The sequence below is a fragment of the Ancylobacter terrae genome (assembly GCF_045108345.1).
GTDB lineage: Bacteria > Pseudomonadota > Alphaproteobacteria > Rhizobiales > Xanthobacteraceae > Ancylobacter.
Window position 1 is genome coordinate 1,674,116 of sequence record NZ_JBJGXH010000001.1, and the last position, 15,536, is coordinate 1,689,651.

The 15,536-nt window shown below is 68.7% G+C and carries 14 protein-coding genes; 4 read left to right on the forward strand and 10 right to left on the reverse strand.

Features of this window, described 5'->3' with window-relative positions; genetic code table 11:
* Position 1 precedes the first annotated feature (1 nt).
* From smpB to dapA, 4 genes are read right to left on the reverse strand one after another with little or no spacing between them, the layout of a single operon-like run.
* Positions 2–481 (reverse strand): SsrA-binding protein SmpB, encoded by a 480-nt coding sequence (gene smpB / locus ACEUEL_RS08050; RefSeq protein WP_405703820.1) that lies wholly within the window; start codon positions 479–481, stop codon positions 2–4.
* A gap of 15 nt (positions 482–496) precedes the next feature.
* Positions 497–784, reverse strand: a complete 288-nt coding sequence (locus tag ACEUEL_RS08055) for a type II toxin-antitoxin system RelE/ParE family toxin (protein ID WP_405703822.1) — start codon at positions 782–784, stop codon at positions 497–499.
* Entirely contained in the window at positions 781–1,014 is a 234-nt protein-coding gene (locus tag ACEUEL_RS08060; RefSeq protein WP_405703824.1) for a hypothetical protein, read from the reverse strand. The genes ACEUEL_RS08055 and ACEUEL_RS08060 overlap by 4 nt, the downstream gene beginning before the upstream one ends.
* Before the next feature lie 42 nt (positions 1,015–1,056).
* Positions 1,057–1,947 carry a 4-hydroxy-tetrahydrodipicolinate synthase gene (gene dapA, locus ACEUEL_RS08065; RefSeq protein WP_405703825.1) on the reverse strand — a complete coding sequence of 297 codons (891 nt, stop codon included), beginning with the start codon at positions 1,945–1,947 and terminating at the stop codon, positions 1,057–1,059.
* Positions 1,948–2,327: 380 nt separating this feature from the next.
* On the opposite strand from dapA, the gene ACEUEL_RS08070 reads away from it, so the two are divergent.
* Positions 2,328–4,472 carry a transglycosylase SLT domain-containing protein gene (locus ACEUEL_RS08070; protein ID WP_405703827.1) on the forward strand — a complete coding sequence of 715 codons (2,145 nt, stop codon included), beginning with the start codon at positions 2,328–2,330 and terminating at the stop codon, positions 4,470–4,472.
* 1,072 nt (positions 4,473–5,544) lie between these two features.
* On the opposite strand, the gene ACEUEL_RS08075 is transcribed toward ACEUEL_RS08070, so the two are convergent.
* From ACEUEL_RS08075 to ACEUEL_RS08085, 3 genes are all read right to left on the reverse strand, one after another.
* Positions 5,545–5,673 (reverse strand): hypothetical protein, encoded by a 129-nt coding sequence (locus tag ACEUEL_RS08075; protein WP_405703829.1) that lies wholly within the window; start codon positions 5,671–5,673, stop codon positions 5,545–5,547.
* Between the two features lie 6 nt (positions 5,674–5,679).
* A complete protein-coding gene (locus tag ACEUEL_RS08080) occupies positions 5,680–7,743 on the reverse strand; it encodes an OmpA family protein (RefSeq protein WP_405703830.1) in 2,064 nt (687 codons plus the stop codon).
* A gap of 146 nt (positions 7,744–7,889) precedes the next feature.
* Entirely contained in the window at positions 7,890–9,149 is a 1,260-nt protein-coding gene (locus tag ACEUEL_RS08085; protein WP_405703832.1) for an aminopeptidase, read from the reverse strand.
* 152 nt (positions 9,150–9,301) lie between these two features.
* On the opposite strand from ACEUEL_RS08085, the gene ACEUEL_RS08090 reads away from it, so the two are divergent.
* Positions 9,302–9,448, forward strand: a complete 147-nt coding sequence (locus ACEUEL_RS08090; RefSeq protein ID WP_405703833.1) for a hypothetical protein — start codon at positions 9,302–9,304, stop codon at positions 9,446–9,448.
* Positions 9,449–9,451: 3 nt separating this feature from the next.
* Here ACEUEL_RS08090 and ACEUEL_RS08095 read toward each other — a convergent pair whose 3' ends face one another.
* Entirely contained in the window at positions 9,452–10,540 is a 1,089-nt protein-coding gene (locus ACEUEL_RS08095) for a COX15/CtaA family protein (RefSeq protein ID WP_405703835.1), read from the reverse strand.
* A gap of 164 nt (positions 10,541–10,704) precedes the next feature.
* On the opposite strand from ACEUEL_RS08095, the gene ACEUEL_RS08100 reads away from it, so the two are divergent.
* A complete protein-coding gene (locus ACEUEL_RS08100) occupies positions 10,705–10,926 on the forward strand; it encodes a DUF2842 domain-containing protein (RefSeq protein WP_405703837.1) in 222 nt (73 codons plus the stop codon).
* Here the strand turns inward: ACEUEL_RS08100 and ACEUEL_RS08105 are convergent.
* The gene (locus tag ACEUEL_RS08105) at positions 10,880–12,022 is read right to left on the reverse strand and encodes a polysaccharide deacetylase family protein (protein ID WP_405703838.1); all 1,143 of its coding nucleotides are present in this window, start codon (positions 12,020–12,022) and stop codon (positions 10,880–10,882) included. The genes ACEUEL_RS08100 and ACEUEL_RS08105 overlap by 47 nt on opposite strands.
* 19 nt (positions 12,023–12,041) lie before the next feature.
* Here ACEUEL_RS08105 and ACEUEL_RS08110 point away from each other — a divergent pair, with 19 nt between their 5' ends.
* Positions 12,042–13,229, forward strand: coding sequence for a GNAT family N-acetyltransferase (locus ACEUEL_RS08110; RefSeq protein WP_405703839.1), 1,188 nt, complete (start codon positions 12,042–12,044; stop codon positions 13,227–13,229).
* Between the two features lie 18 nt (positions 13,230–13,247).
* Here the strand turns inward: ACEUEL_RS08110 and ACEUEL_RS08115 are convergent, their stop codons facing one another.
* Positions 13,248–15,443 carry a GumC family protein gene (locus ACEUEL_RS08115; RefSeq protein WP_405703840.1) on the reverse strand — a complete coding sequence of 732 codons (2,196 nt, stop codon included), beginning with the start codon at positions 15,441–15,443 and terminating at the stop codon, positions 13,248–13,250.
* Between the last annotated feature and the right edge of the window lie 93 nt (positions 15,444–15,536).

A 15,536-nucleotide genomic window follows, 5' to 3' on the forward strand; every position in this document is an offset into this window, starting at 1 on the left:
ATCACCCGCGATCACGCATCAGGCGCTGCTTGTCGCGGGCCCAATCCTTCTGCTTGAGCGCCTCGCGCTTGTCATGTGCCTTGCGCCCGCGCGCGACGGCGATCTCGACCTTGGCGCGGCCCTGCTCGTTGAAGAAGATCTTCAGCGGCACCACGGTCATGCCCTCGCGCTCCACCGCCTGCCACAGCTTGGCGATCTCGCGCTTGTGCAGCAGCAGCTTGCGCGGGCGGCGCGGCTCGTGGTTGAAGCGGTTGGCCTGGAGGTATTCCGGGATGAAGGAATTGTAGAGCACCGCCTCGCCGGATTTCGCCGAGACGTAGCTCTCCGCCACCGTCGCCTTGCCGCCGCGCAGGCTCTTCACCTCGGTGCCGGTGAGCGCGATGCCGGCCTCGAACACCTCGCCGATGTCATAGTCGAACCGCGCCCGCCGGTTGTCGGCGACCACCTTGCGGGGGAGTTGCTTCTTCTTGGTTTCGGCCATGGCGGTAAAGCGATTTCAATCCGGAGGACGCAGGCGAGCCGCGTGATATAGGCCGACGACGACGACCTCGCCAGCCGCTTCGTCGACCCGGTAGACGATGATGTAGGGCCGGCCACGCACGGGCCACTCCCGGGTACCGGTCAATTGGCCAGCATGGCCGATATGGGGCTGGCCCTTGAGGATGCGCATGGCACGCCTGAGATCGGCCAGAACGCGACGGGCCGCGTACGGATTGTCACCGGCGATATGGTCGTGGATGCGCGCCATATGATCGCGCGCCGCCTCGGAGACGGAAAGCCTCACAAGCCGTACCGCCGCCAGAACTCGTCCATCTCCTCCTCCGAGAAGACTTTCATGCGACCGGCATCGAGTTCCCGCAACGTGTCCTCGACCTCCGCCACCTGCTCGGGGGTCAGCACGTAGCGCGCCTCGCCCTGCGCGAAGAACATGTCGAGCAGGGCGACGGCATCGGCCTGCCGGTCCTCCGGCAACGCCTTCAACTTGGCGATGGCTTCGTCCAGCAATGTGCTCATGCCGGCGAGGCTATCACGACTCGCCGCGCCGCACGACGCCCCTCAGTTGATCAGCCCGGCATGCACCATCGCCGCGCGGACCGTCTCCCGGGTCTTCTCGGTCACCGGCACCATCGGCAGGCGAGCCTCCTCGGTCATCTTGCCGAGCACGGAGAGGGCGTATTTGGTCGGCGAGGGATTGGTCTCGACGAACAGCGCCTGGAACAGCGGGAACAGCCGGTCCTGCAGGCCGAGCGCCGCCTTGTAGTCGCCCTTGAGGCAGGCGTTCTGGAGCTGCGAGCACAGCTTCGGCGCCACGTTGGAGGCGACGGATATGCAGCCGTCGCCGCCATGCGCCATGAAGCCGATCGCGGTCGCGTCCTCGCCGGAGAGCTGGTTGAAGCCCGGGCCCATCGCCTGGCGCTGCATGCTGACGCGGGCGAGATTGGCGGTCGCGTCCTTCACGCCGGCGATGTTCTTCAGCTCGAACAGCCGCGCCATCGTCTCGACCGACATGTCGATCACCGAGCGCGGCGGGATGTTGTAGATGATGATGGGTATGCCGATGGCGTCGTTGATCGCCTTGTAGTGTTGGTACAGGCCCTCCTGGCCCGGCTTGTTGTAGTACGGCGTCACCACCAGCACCGCATCCGCCCCCGCCTTCTCGGCGTGGCGGGCGAGGTCGATCGCCTCGATGGTGTTGTTCGAGCCGGCGCCGGCGATCACCGGCACGCGGCCGGCCGCCTGCGCGACGGTCCACTCCACCACCTTCTTGTGCTCGTCGTGGGAGAGGGTCGGGCTCTCGCCCGTGGTGCCCACCGGCACGAGGCCGTGGCTGCCTTCCTCGATCTGCCAGTCGACGAACCCGCGGAACGCTTTCTCGTCCAGCGCACCATCGCGGAACGGCGTCACCAGAGCCGTGAAGGAACCACGAAAGGGCGGGGCGAGGGGCATGACGGCACTCCTGGATAGCGGTCCGGCCGCGGGCGCGGAAACGGCGCGCGGAGCCCTCAGATATATCGTCGACGCGCCCCGCGAAAGGGCGATCTGTCGGCCCGGCTTGATCGCGGCATACACCACGGGTTAGCCTTGCCCCGCTTTTGCCCGTTTGGGCAGCAAGAAGAGGCCGACCGCGTAGCTCTCCGGGGAGCCGATCGGGGGGTGCGAACGGCACCCGTGATCCGCCGACGCCTGACGCGTCTGTGATTTCCCGCAGGGTTTGGTTAGCGTTTCGTCAATAAGATCGCGAGACATTCGGTGCGGTTCGCCACCGCCCCGCGGGCGGGAAGCCCGTTTCGGGACTGTTCGCGCGCCGATCGACAGGAGACCTCGCCATGCGCCATCTTCGCGCCCTCGCCCCGATCACGGCGGCCCTGCTTTTCGTGACGGCGGCGCAGATCGGCCCCGTGGCGGCCGAGACCAAGCCGAAGCCGGCGCCGAAGACCACGCAGAAGCCGGCCCCCAAGCCCGCCGCCAAGCCGGTGGCGAAGAAGGACGCCAAGAAGGACAGCAAGGCCGCCGCGGCGGCGGCGCCGGCCAAGCCGGCCGCGCCCCCGGCCCCGCGCCTCACCGGCGCGCTCGGCAACCTGCAGAGCGCCATCAGCCTGGTCGAGGCCGGCAAGTCCGCCGAGGCGCTCGATGCCGCCGACCAGCTCTCCGATCCCGGCGCGCGGGCGCTGGTGCGCTGGCTGGCGCTGCGCGTGACCGCCCGCGGCGTCGGCTTCGACCGCGCCGTGCGCATCATCAACGAGCACCCCACTTTGCCGACGCCGACCGTGCTGCGTCGGCGGCTCGAATATCTGCTCTACGCCGAGAACCAGGATCCCCAGACCATCCGCGCCTTCTTCGCGCAGCAGCGGCCGATCTCGGCGGAGGGCAAGATCGCGCTCGCCCGCGCCCTGTTCGCCACCGGCGACCGCACCGGCGGCGCGGCGTGGCTGCGCGATGCCTGGCGCGAGGATGCGCTCTCCGACGAGGTCGAATCGACCGTCATGGTCGAGTTCGGCGGCGTGCTGACCCGCGCCGACCACAAATACCGCGCTGACAAGCGCCTTTATGCCGAGGATGCCACGCGCGGCCTGCGCGCCGCCCAGCGCGCCGGCAGCGATGTCGAGGCGCTCGCCCGCGCCCGCATCGCGCTGTTCGGCAAGGGCAGCGGCGATGCCGCCAAGCTGCTGGCCGCCGTGCCCGCCTCGATGCGCTCGGACCCGGCCTATTACTACGTCCAGGCCAAGGTCGCCCGCCGCGGCGGCGACGACGTCGCGGCCGCGCGCTTCCTCTCGAACGCGCCGAAGACGGCCGAAGGGCTGGTCGATCCCAACGAATGGTGGGTCGAGCGCCGCCTCGTCGCCCGCGAGCTGCTCGATCTCGGCGACGCCAAGACCGCCTACCGTGTCGCCCGCGACGCCGTCATCCCCGATGACGAGCACAAGCGCGCCGAGGCGCAGTTCACCGCCGGCTGGATCGCGCTGCGCTTCCTCAACGACCCGCGCACCGCGCTCCAGCACTTCGCCACCATCCCCGAGAACCAGACCCACCCGGCCACGGTATCGCGCGGCTGGTACTGGCAGGGCCGGGCCTATGAGGCGATGGGCAACACCGGCAATGCCCGCGCCGCCTACAGCCAGGCCGCGCGCTACACCACGGCCTATTACGGCCAGCTCGCCCGCGCCCGCATCGGCGTCACCGATTTCCGCCTCGCCTCGGCGCCGGCGGCCGGGCCGGCGCAGCGCGCCGCCTTCGCCCGCGACGAGGGCGTGCAGATCTTCAAGCTGCTGCAGCAGATCGGCAAGAAGGACCTCGCCATCGCGCTCGCCGCCGATCTCGGCGACCGGCTCGACGCCGCCCAGCTCGGCCTGCTGTCGCAGACCGCCGCCGACTATCGCGACGCCCGCGCCATGGTAGTCATCGGCAAGCAGGCGCTCGGGCGCGGCATTCCGCTCGAATCCGAGGCGTTCCCGACCATCGGCATTCCCAGCTACACGCCGATCGCCGAGCCGGTGGAGCCCGCCATCGTCTACGCCATCGCCCGGCAGGAGAGCATGTTCAACGCCGCCGTGGTCTCGCGCGCCGGCGCGACGGGGCTGATGCAGGTGATGCCGGCGACCGGCAAGACCATCGCCAACCGCACCGGCGCCTCGTTCGACCTGCGCAAGCTGCACGCCGATCCCTCGACCAACGTGCAGTATGGCGCGGCCGAGCTGCGCAGCCTGCTCGACAACTACCAGAACAACTACGTGCTGACCTTCGCCGCCTATAATGGCGGGCGCGGCAGCGTGGCCAAATGGATCGCCGCCTATGGCGACCCGCGCGACCCGAGCGTCGACCCGATCGACTGGGTGGAGCGCATCCCCTTCTCCGAGACCCGCAACTATGTACAGCGGGTGATGGAGAACGCGCAGGTCTACAAGGCCCGCTTCAACAGCCGCACAGCGCTGAAGATCGAGGCCGACCTGCGCGGCACGCGCGGGATTCAGTAGGCCGACGCCGGCGGGGGTTACGGCAGATGCCGCCCTGAGGCGGGCGGCACGTTTCGGCAGGCGTGACCACGGGTCGGGCGGCATGGCCCTCACCTTTGTCGGCGCCCCTCCTCTTCGGCGGCGCACGGTGGCCCTAACCCCTTAAGAGACACGGGCCGGCCCTGCCCGGGAGCTGCGGCCGCCGGCGATCCATCGCGCCGCCCGAGGGCGATACCCCGACACGCGCCCTGCCCGCCCGGGCCCACGTCGCAGGAGCCGAGGCACAGAGCCGGGGTCGTCCGGCTCGTGGCTCGCACAGGAGCACGTCTCCGCGCCGGTGGGAGGTGGGCGCGAGGCGCCAGCCGCGCAGGAGCCCGGCCGACAGCGATTGCATGCCCGCATTGCGCGCCCGGCGGCGCAGCGTTCGGCCGGCGGCGTCATCCCGCCCGCGAGGGAGCCGACGTGTCGCCCGTGCCTAAGGTGAGGCCTTCACCCGGCAGGCACCGCTGACACGTGCGGCCATGGCGACGGCCTTGGCGATGGGGCCTGCGGGAATAGGAAGGGACTGGAGCCAGCCGCGCGCCGAGCGAGCCAGGGCGGCCGCAGGCGTCGGACCGGCGACGCGTGGGACGGGAGAAGTGTGGGATCCGCGAGGGCCACGGCCGCGCCCGGTACGCTCGCCGCGATCGCACAGGATGTGCGGTCCGTCATCCTCGCCGAGGGAGCGCAGCAGGCGCCCTCCCCGTGCCAACGGCCCGTCCGGCGCTCAGGCCGGCGCGCCGCGTTGAGCGATGACGCATTATTTTACCACCGATATCCGCAACTCGGGGCGAGATCGGCGGATGGATTTTTGCGGCGGGCCGGCGGCCGGGCCGCATGCGGGGACCCGCCGGCGATCATGCGTGCGACTGCACCGATCGGTCTGACAATCCATCTCATTGCACTGACCGTCCACCTCACTGCACCGACCGGTCAGTGGCGGGGAAGGCTCCGGCTCAGTGCGGGCGGAAAGTGCGGCGCAGCCAGCAGCCGCCCGCGCAACCGACGGCATAGGCGACCAGCAGCAGCACGCAGGTCTCGATGACGAAGGCCGTCACGTCTCGGCTTCCTTATTGATGGTGCTGGGCTTTTTGACGTCGCAGCCGGCCAGCCAGCCGGTGGCGAGGCCGATGCCGAGCGCAACGGCGAGGTAGGGCCAGAGCTCGAGCGCGAGATACCACATATCCTGCTACCTCACGAGGAATTCGAGATTGCCGTTGTCGGCCCGCAGCTCATGCCCGGAAATGACGAGCCGCGCCTGCGCGATCCCCGCCGCGGCGAGATAGGCCGCCACCGCGCGCGCCCGCTCATCGGAAATAGCCTGCTTGCTCATAGGGTTATCGGCAGCTCCGGCCGGCGCCGCGATCTCGATCACGGCATCCGGGCAGGCCGAGGCGGCGGCGACGAGGTGGTCGAGCAGCCCGTGCGAGGTGGGCGCGATGCTGGCCCCGCCGTCGATGAAATCGAGCCGGCCGCGGCTGGCGATATCGGCCAAAGCCTTCTGGCAGCTCGTATTATCGGCCGGGGGCGGCGGCGCGGCGACGTCCAGAGTCACCTCCGTGGTGAAGCCGGGCGGCATGTCGCTCGCCAGCGCCCGGCGGATCGAATCCACCGCCGCCGGGTAGAGCGCGGTGCCGGAAAAACGCAGGTGCTGGTCGTCGATCCGCGCCTCCCCGGCCTCCAGCCGCGCCAATTCGCGCAACGCGACGGTAGCGGCGAGGTTAAAACCGGTGGGGGCACCGAGGGCGACGGCGGAGACGTCGTTCACCGGCGCGCCGAGCAACTGCGCCTTGGCCTGCACCAGCAGCGCCTCGTGATCGGGCTTGAACGGGTAGAAGCCAGAAACGGTAAGTCCTTGCGTATCCTTGCGAAGTCCGAAGACGTAAGGCGCCACGACGGGCGGGCGCACGTCGCCGTGCTGGAGCTTGAAGCCGCCGGGCAGCGGATGGCCGAGCGCTGCCGAGACGGCATTATACGCTGCCGAATCCAGCGCCTCGCCGGCGATGCTCAGCGTCATCGCCTCGCCCCTCACCTCGCCGGCGCGCAACCGCGCGATCTGCGCCGCCCCGAACGTGGCCGCGGCGACCCACGACTCCGCGACCGGCCCGCCGGAGGCGATCCGCATCTCGTCCATCGGCTGGACGCCCGGAAAAGAGGCGCGCAAGGCATCGACCAGCAGCCGCTTGGCGTCCTCGGAGGGCGCGTAGCCGGTGAGGCGGAGCCCCGCCGCCGAGTGCGAGATACCCCACACGAAGGGCGAAACCGATGGCGCTTCAACGGCAAAGCGCGTCAGCGTATAGCCTTCGGGAACGCTTCGCCGTGCGGCCGCGAGGGCGTCATAGGCGGTGAAATCGGGGGCCTTGCCCTCGATGGCGATGGTGGTGTCGGTCAGCGTCACCTTGGCGCCCGGCAGCCGCGCCAGCTGGGTGAGCGCGTAGCTGACGGCCTTCAGCCAGCCCTCCGCGGGCGGCGAACCATCGGCGAGGCGGAGCTGGTCGGAGATCGCCGCGCCGGGAATGGCCCCCCGCACCACGTCGAGCAGGGCACGTCGCGTATCCCCGAGCGGGATGTAGCCCGAAAGCCGGACGCCATCGTCCTCCCGTTGCGCCGACCAGGCGAAGGGCGCCGCGATCGGCGGCAGAACGGAAAAGCGCGCGAGTTTGAAATCACTCGGCAATTCGCTGCGGACGGTGACTTCCAGCGCGTCATAGGTGGCGAAATCGGGCGCCCGGCCCTCGATGGAGAACGCATCGTCGGAAAGCGTGAACCGGCCCGCCGGGAGCCGTGCCAACTGCCGGAACCCGAAGGCGACGATGCCGGCGAAATCGCCCGCCGGAACACCGCGCGCGCGCACCAGCTCGTTCTCACCGCTCACCGTGATGCCCGGCGCCATCCCCCGCGCCGCCTCGATGATGCGGCTGCGCACGAAGCGCGAGGGCACGTAGCCGTCGAGCCGCAGCTTGCTGCCGTCCCGTATCGCCGAGAAGGTGAAGGGTCGGCGCTCGGGCAAAAGGGTGGTGCGATCGTCGACGGTCCGCACGCCGAACAGCCGGTCGAGCTCGCCGCGCACCTTGACCCGGGCCGCTTCCGAGAGCGCTTCCCCTTCGAGCCGGGCATCACGGCCGTCGAAGCGGGCGCGCGCCCACTGCTCGCCGACATCGATGAGCAGATCCTCGGCCCGGCTGGTGAGGTCGCTTTCGAGCTCCGGGCGCGACAGGAAAATGGTTGCCACGGCGAGCAGAGCAAGCGGCAACAACCCCTTCCACCATACCCGCCAGCGGCAGTTCACGAGCGCCTCCAGGGGCTGATGACCATCCTCATAACCTTATGGCGCCACGGCCGATTCCGGCGAGCGCGGAGTTCAACACAGTTCGCCGGCCACGGAAAGGGCGCCGGCTCTCACACCCATTCGCCGGCGCGCATGACCGGCTCGGCGGTACCATCCGCGGCGATGCCGTCGACGTCGATCTGACCCGATCCGATCATCCAGTCGATATGTATGAGGCTGGAATTGGCCCCCTTCGCGGCGAGCTGTTCCGGGGACAGCGACCCGCCGTCGATGAAGCACTTGCTGTAGGACTGGCCGAGCGCGATGTGGCTGGCGGCGTTCTCGTCGTAGAGGGTATTGAAGAACAGCAGGCCGCTCCGCGATATCGGCGAGGAATGGGGCACCAGCGCCACCTCGCCCAGGCGGCGCGAGCCTTCGTCCGTGTCCAGCACCTTGGCGAGGACGTCGCCGCCCTTGGCCGCCACGGCCTCGACGATGCGGCCCGCCTCGAAGCGCACCCGGATGTCCTCGATCAGGGTGCCCTGATAGGACAGCGGCTTGGTGCTGCTGACATGGCCGTCGACGCGCAGCCGGTGCGGCGTGGTGAACACTTCCTCGGTCGGGATGTTGGCGTTGCAGACAACGCCGTTCTTCGCCGTCGAGGCCCCACCCGCCCATTCGTGATCGTCGGCTAGACCGACGGTCAGGTCCGTTCCCGGCCCCCTGAAGCGGAGAGCCGCATAGCGGCGCGCGTTGAGATGGGCCGTGCGGGCCCGAAGCTCGGCATTGTGGCTCTCCCATGCCGCAACCGGATCCGGCGTATCGACCCGCGAGGCGGCGAAGATGGCATGCCAGAGCTTGGCGACGGCGATCTCCTCGGGATCGTCGGGAAACATGGCCTTCGCCCAGGACGGCGAGGCAAAGGAGACGATGGTCCAGTTGATGTCGAAGCCGGCGATGAGCGACAGCGCCGGCACGTAGGCCTTGGAGCGCGCCCGGTTGGCGCGCGAGACCTTCTCGGGGTCCTGGCCGGCCAGCAAGGCTGGATCCTCGCCCGAGATCGCCAGCCGGGCCGCCCCTTTGCGGAAGGCCGCGGCCATGCCCTCGTAGAGCCAGTCGGTGGCCCGATCGAAGCTCTCGTCGGGCGCCTCGCGGAAGCGCATCAGCGTGGCCGCCTCATCCGAGAACAGCGGCGTCACCAGCGTCGCCCCGGCCCTGTAGGCGTGCTCGGTGATGCGGCGGACCAGCGGCAACGCCTCGATCGGCGCCGTCAGCACCAGTTCCTGGCCGCGCTGGAGCCCGAGGCCGACGTGAACCGCGACCTGCGCCAGCCGGTCGACACATTCGTCATGGGAGAGGTTTCCCGGGAGCGAACCCGCGTGCCTGTTCATGAAGAGCCTCCAAACGCCCGGATGTTGCACCGGACCCTGCCATGCGACCAACGGACCAGAACGGCGTCAAGTATTACCGCGACCATCGGGAACCCTGATGCCGACCGGACGTTTAGCGTGTCCTGTCACATCCTGCCACGAGGCACCGTCGCATGAGCCGTTCCGCCCTCTACATCGTGATCGCCATCCTCGTCGTCGCGGGCGGCTTCTTCGCCTATCAGGCCTATGAGCACGACCGGAACACGCTCGAGATCGAGGTTGGCCCCAGCGGCATCAAGGTCGATCCGCCGTCGAACTGATCGTCAGGCGCGGGCAGGCTGGCCGGTCGCGGACCGGGCGGCCTGCGTGCGAGGCCCGAGCCGCGACACGTGGACCGTGGCCGCGATGAGGACGATGGTGGCTCCGAACTGGTGGGTCAGAGCGATGTCGAGCGGCACCTGGTGCACCAGCGTCATGATGCCGAGTAGTGCCTGAAGGCTGACCAGCAGGAAAATCACCAGCGCCCGGCCCGCGGCCTGCTGGCTGCGCCGGGCATCGAGCCAGTGAAGCAGCGACAGCCCCCAGAGCAGGTAGGCGGTCATGCGGTGGTCGAACTGGACCGTGAGAGCGTTCTCGAAAAAATTGCGCCACGCCGGCTGCTGAACGAAGAGATTCGCGGCGGGCGGAATGAAATGGCCGTCCATGAGCGGCCAGGTGGTGTAGGTCAGACCCGCATCGAGACCGGCGACAAGGCCACCGAGGAATATCTGCACGAGAATCAATGCCAGCAAGACCCAGGCTCCGGCGCGCAGGCGCGGCGAGCGGACCGGCTCGGGCCGATCGGGACGCAGGCCGGTTGCCACCGCAATAAGGCAAGCGAGGATGACGCAGGCCAGCGTCAGATGGACGGCCAGTCGGTATTGGCTGACATCCACCCGCGCCACGAGACCCGAGGACACCATCCACCAGCCGATGGCCCCCTGAAGGCCACCCAGCGCGAACAGTCCGCCGAGCTTCCAGGCCAGCGGCCGGTCGACGAGGCCGCGCCAGAGAAAGACGAGGAACGGCAGCAGGAAGGCGAAGCCGATCAGCCGGCCGAGCAGGCGGTGCCCCCACTCCCACCAGAAGATGAACTTGAATTCGGCGAGGCTCATGCCCTTGTTGACCAGTTCGTACTGCGGAATCCGCTGGTACTTCTCGAACTCCGCCATCCACGCCGCTTCCGACAGCGGCGGCAGGATGCCGGTCACCGGCTTCCACTCGACGATCGACAATCCGGACTCGGTCAGGCGCGTCGCACCCCCGACAACGACCATCAGCACAACCAAAGCCGCCACGGCATAGAGCCACATGCGGACCGGGCGAAGCCGGGCCGGATCACGGGGGGCAGCGGGGGTCAGGGGCTGTGACATGAGGTACATGCTCCGGTCGCCGGGCTCGCCTTTTGCCGGGGAACGGCTTTTCGGCATCCGGGGCGAGGGATATAGACGGGGTCCGAACCGCGCAACGGGACGAGATGTCCCGTGCCGGATGGTCACCCCGGGATCTGCTTCTGCCACCGGATATGGACGGATTCATGCCGCCGCGTCTGCGCAAGTTCATCGGCACGCTCGTGATGATCGTGCTCGTCATCAGCTGGGCGCTCGGCGCGATGGCGCTGGCGCAGGGCCGTGTCACCACCCTGCCCGGCTTCTGGCAGTTCATCGCCTATCTGGTGCTCGGCCTCGGCTGGGTAGTTCCCGCCGGCCTCCTCATCCGCTGGATGGCGAAGGACGATTCCCGGCCCGAGAGCCTCTGATCCGCGCGAACGGCAGCCCGGAGATCAGTGCCTCCACATAGCGCGGCTTCTGAAACAGGCCGTTGAGCGAAATCCGCGGCAGGGCCTGGAGCGCCACGGCGCAGGCCGGCGTCAGCACGCCGGGGCGCGTCGTGACGGCGGCATCGAAGCCGAGTTCTTCTGCGAGCGCGAATTCGCGGATACCGGCAGAGGTTGGGTCGCCGACCGGATAGGCGAAGGCGGACGGCCGGATGCCCAACCGCGCCTCGATGATCGCCCGGCTGTCGCGCATCTCCGCCACCGCCTGCTCGCGGGGCAGCGTCGCCAGACGGGGATGCGTCACGGTATGCGCGCCGATGGTGACGAGCGGATCGGCGGCGACCGCGGCCAGTTCGCTCCAATCCATGCACAGTGCGGGACAGAACCCGGCTGGGTCGACACCGTAGCGGCCAGCCAAAGCGCGCACGAATGCCCGCAACGCCGGCTCGTCGAGCGACCGCAGGTGCCAGTATATCGTGCCATAGGCCGCTCTCTTGCCGGCGGCCGTACGGCAATCCAGCCGCTCAACACCCGCTCCGAGATCGACCTCGATCGCCTCCTGCGCGGCGATCACCGCCTCAAGCGCCAGCCACCAGAGCTCGCCTGTCCCGTCCGCGAAGGCGGTTGCGACGAACAGGGTCCAGGGCACGCCGTGGCGCGCGAAGAGGGGCTGCGCGAAGTCGCGATTGTCGCGATAGCCGTCATCGGCCGTAAAGCAGACGAAGCGGCGCGCGGAGCGCCCCTCCCCGATCCGGCGCACCGCCTCCGCCAACGTCACGAACTCGATCCCGGCGCGGGCCAGCCGCGTGAGGAGAGCGTCGAGGAAGGAGGGCGCGATCTCCAGGATCGCGTTCGGCTGGAAGGCGCCCGGGCGCGGCGGGCGGACATGGTGCAGCGTCAGGATGGCACCCATGCCACCGGTCACCGGCGCGGCGCGGCGCGCGATGCCGGGCAGCGACATGATCTCGAGACCCAGCCTCAGGCCCGCATAGCGTAGACGGTCGGGGACGCGTGCCACGGCAATTCCTCGAACGGGCAAACGGTTTCTTGAGCAATTTGTGGCATGCAGGGTGTTCATAAAACGCTACTGGCAGGCCATGGCACAACTGGCGATCGCTTCGGCCCTGATGGCCGCTCCTACCGTGGTCAGTCCGCTCGCACGGGTGGATGTGCACACGTCGTTCGACGAGGTGCGCGAGGCCTGGCATCAGCTCGAGGCGCAGCGCCTGCTGACGCCCTATCAACACCACGACTTCATCCGACCGTGGTGGGAGCACGCCGGTCGCCACGAATTGGACGGACTCGCCATTGCCGTCGGCCAATGCGCGCGAGGTGAGCCCCTGTTCCTCTGGCCGCTGGGGCGCCGGCGGCGCGGCGTGTTCACGGTGGCGGAACCGCTGGGCGGCAAGCACGCCAACTATCATTTTGGCCTGTGGTCGGCCGGCATGCTGGATGCCGGGATGCCGGCCTTCGATGACGCTCTGGCCAAGTTCTCCGTTGCCGCGCACGGGATCGATGCGCTGGTCCTGTCGAACCAGCTCCGCGAGTGGAATGGCCGGGCCAATCCCTTCGCGCTCCGCGACCCGTCGCCGGCGCCGTCCGACGCCTACGGGGTGCGCCTTGAACGCGATCCCGACGCCTACATGCAGCGGGTGATGAGCCACGACGCGCGCAAGCAGATTCGCGGCAAGCTCCGCAAGCTCGAGGCGCTGCCGCAGGCGCGAATCTACCGCGCCGCAGCGCCCGAGGATATCGACCGGCTTCTCGGCGCCTTTCTGGTCCAGAGGGCGGAACGCTTCGTCGCCATGGGCGTGTCCAATCCCTTCGACGCCCCCGGGATCGCCGCGTGGCTGCAGGACGCTGCGCATCGTGCCGGGGCCGGCGATACGGTAAGTCTCGAACTCTATGGGGTCGAGGCTGAAGGCAAGGTGATCGCGGTGGCCGGCGGGATCGGCGACGGCGCCAGCTTTTCGTGCATGTTCAACTCATATGATTCCGCCAGCCCGCACGCCCGGATCACACCTGTCTATGCGCTGACGGCCTATCTCGTCGCCGACCTGTGTCGGCGCGGCTATGAATGGTTCGACCTTGGGGTCGGCGAAGCGCGCTACAAGACCCATTTCTGCGACCGGACCGCTGAACTGGTCGATGCCTGCGTGCCGCTCACCCCGCTCGGTTTCGTCTATGCGGCGGGACGTAGGAGCGCTATGCGTGCGAAGCGCTATGTCAAACGCTCCCCGGCGCTGTGGAGCCTCGCGCAGCGAATCCGCCGCATGGCGCCCTGAGGAAAGCGGCAGCGCCGCTCAGGCGGCTTCCGCCTCCGCTACGGGCTCGGGCGACGGCACGACGAAGGTCACCATCGCGATATCGCCGAAGCCACGCGCCGCTAGCGCATCGAACGCCTCCACCGCATTGGTGGCAACGCCGCCCGGCTGCGTGACCAGCACGACCGTCGGCGAAAGCCGCGCAAGGCGATCGGCACCCTCCGCCTCGCCTAGCGGCGGCGCGGCGACGACCACGTGATCGTAGGTCTGCTGGAGTGCGCTCAGTATCAGCGTCAGGCGCTCCGATGCGACAAGGCCGCCGACTTCGCCGGCGCCCCGCCCCGGCGGGATGACATGGCAGCGCGACGACGGCTCGCGGTGAATCGCTTCCGAGAAGGTGGCGACACCGAACAGCAGGTCGGCGAGGCCAGGCGCGCGGGCGTCCGGCATCAATTCGCCGAGCGTGGTGGCATGGACATCGAGGCACACCATCGCAACCCGCTTGTCGGGTCCGGCGAGGGAGCGGGCGAGAGCCAGAGCGCACCGCGCGACGCCCTCGTCCGGGGCCGGTCCGGTCACGATGACGAGACGCGCCGCTTCACCGCGCAACTCAACCATCCGCGTGAGATCGGCGAGGGTACCATCGATGGTAGACCGCTCTTCGAGAGCGGTCAGGGCGCCGCTGAGCTTGGCATCGCCGGAGGTATCCTGGCTTGCCGAGCCGCCGATCCAGGGAAGGTGCTGGGTACGGCCGCGCTCGCTCGGCTCGGGCAGAGGCGTAGGCGATGGTGCCCCGCTGCCGCCGGACGTCAGGTTCGAGAGGATGGCGCTGACCGCAAAGAAGGCCGTCAGCAGGAAGAAGGTCGCGAAGGCAGCGAGCACGATGATGGGCACGCGCTTAGGAAAGCTCGGCTCGATGGCCGGGCTGGCGCGCGAGATGATGCGCCCGTCCGGCTGTACCGCCGTAGGATCCTCACGGGAGGTGGCATCCCGGTAGCGGGCGAGATAGCTTTCGAGGAGCTCCCGCTGCGAGCGAGCTTCCCGCTCGAGGGCGCGGAGCTGCACATCCTGGCCACCGGCGACCGAGGCTTGCCGCTTGACTTCATTCAGCTGGCGGGTCAGGGCGTCGACGCGCTCGCTGGCCGCACGCGCATCATTGTCGAAGCCGCGCAGCACCGCCTCGGCCTCGGCGCGGATCTGACCATCGAGGTCGGCGACCTGGGCCCTCAGCTCCTTGATGCGCGGATGCTTCGAGAGCAGGCTTGCGGACTGTTCGGCAAGGGAGGCGCGCAGCAGCGCCCGCCGCTCGATGAGATTGCGCAGCAACGGCGAGCTTAGCAGCTCCGACGCTTCGATTGTCCGACCCGAGCGCAGTTGCACCCTGACCGCATTGGCCTTGCTTTCGGCGTCGGCTTTCTGGGACTGCGCGAGGGTGAGCTGGGAGTTGAGTTCGGCGAGCTGCTGCGCCGACAGGGTCACGCCGCTCGACCCGACATAGAGGTCCGCCTGGGACCGGAACGCTTCCACCTTGGCCTCGGCATCGGCGACCCGCGTGCGCAGATTGTCGATCTCGGTCGAGAGCCATTGCGTCGCCTGGCGCGTCGCGTCGGCCTTTGCCATCTGCTGCAGCTTCAGATAGTCCTCGGCGATGGTGTTGGCGATCGTCGCCGCCAAGCGCGGATCCGACGAGGTGAAGTCGATGGAAATGACCCGCGACTTCTCCAGCGGAAAGACGTTCAGGTTCTTGTAGTAAACCTCGAGGACACGCTCTTCCTTGGTGGCCGCGGAAGGTTCGCTGGCGAGGCCGAGAAAGCGCAGGACCGGGTTCGGCCCCTTCAGGAATTCCGGACGCTCCGTGAGCTTGAGATCGCGCACGACCTGACGGGCGAGATCGCGTGACAGGATAACCTGCACCTGGCTCGCAATGGCCTCCGGCTCCACCACCGAGCGATCGCCACCATCGGCGCTACCCGATGCCTGCGGACGGTTGTAGACCGTTTCGCGATTTTCGATCAGCAGGCGCGCTTCCGAGGAAAACAGCGGCGACAACATGCTGACGACGACCGCCGCGATGACCGCGACCAGCAGCGTCGGAAGAAGGATCCGGAAGCGCCGCGCCCAGAGATGACGCGCCACAGCCATGACATCGACACCGCGCTCGGCGGTACCGGGCGGGGACAGACCGGGAGCACCCGGCGCGGCTTCATTCGGAATCGCAGGATCGTGGAGCGTCATGCCCCTTATGCTGCGCATCCATGGTTTCTACCGCGTTAAGCAAGAACAACGTTGCTCGTTACCAATCATTAACCATGACAGAGCACTACTCGG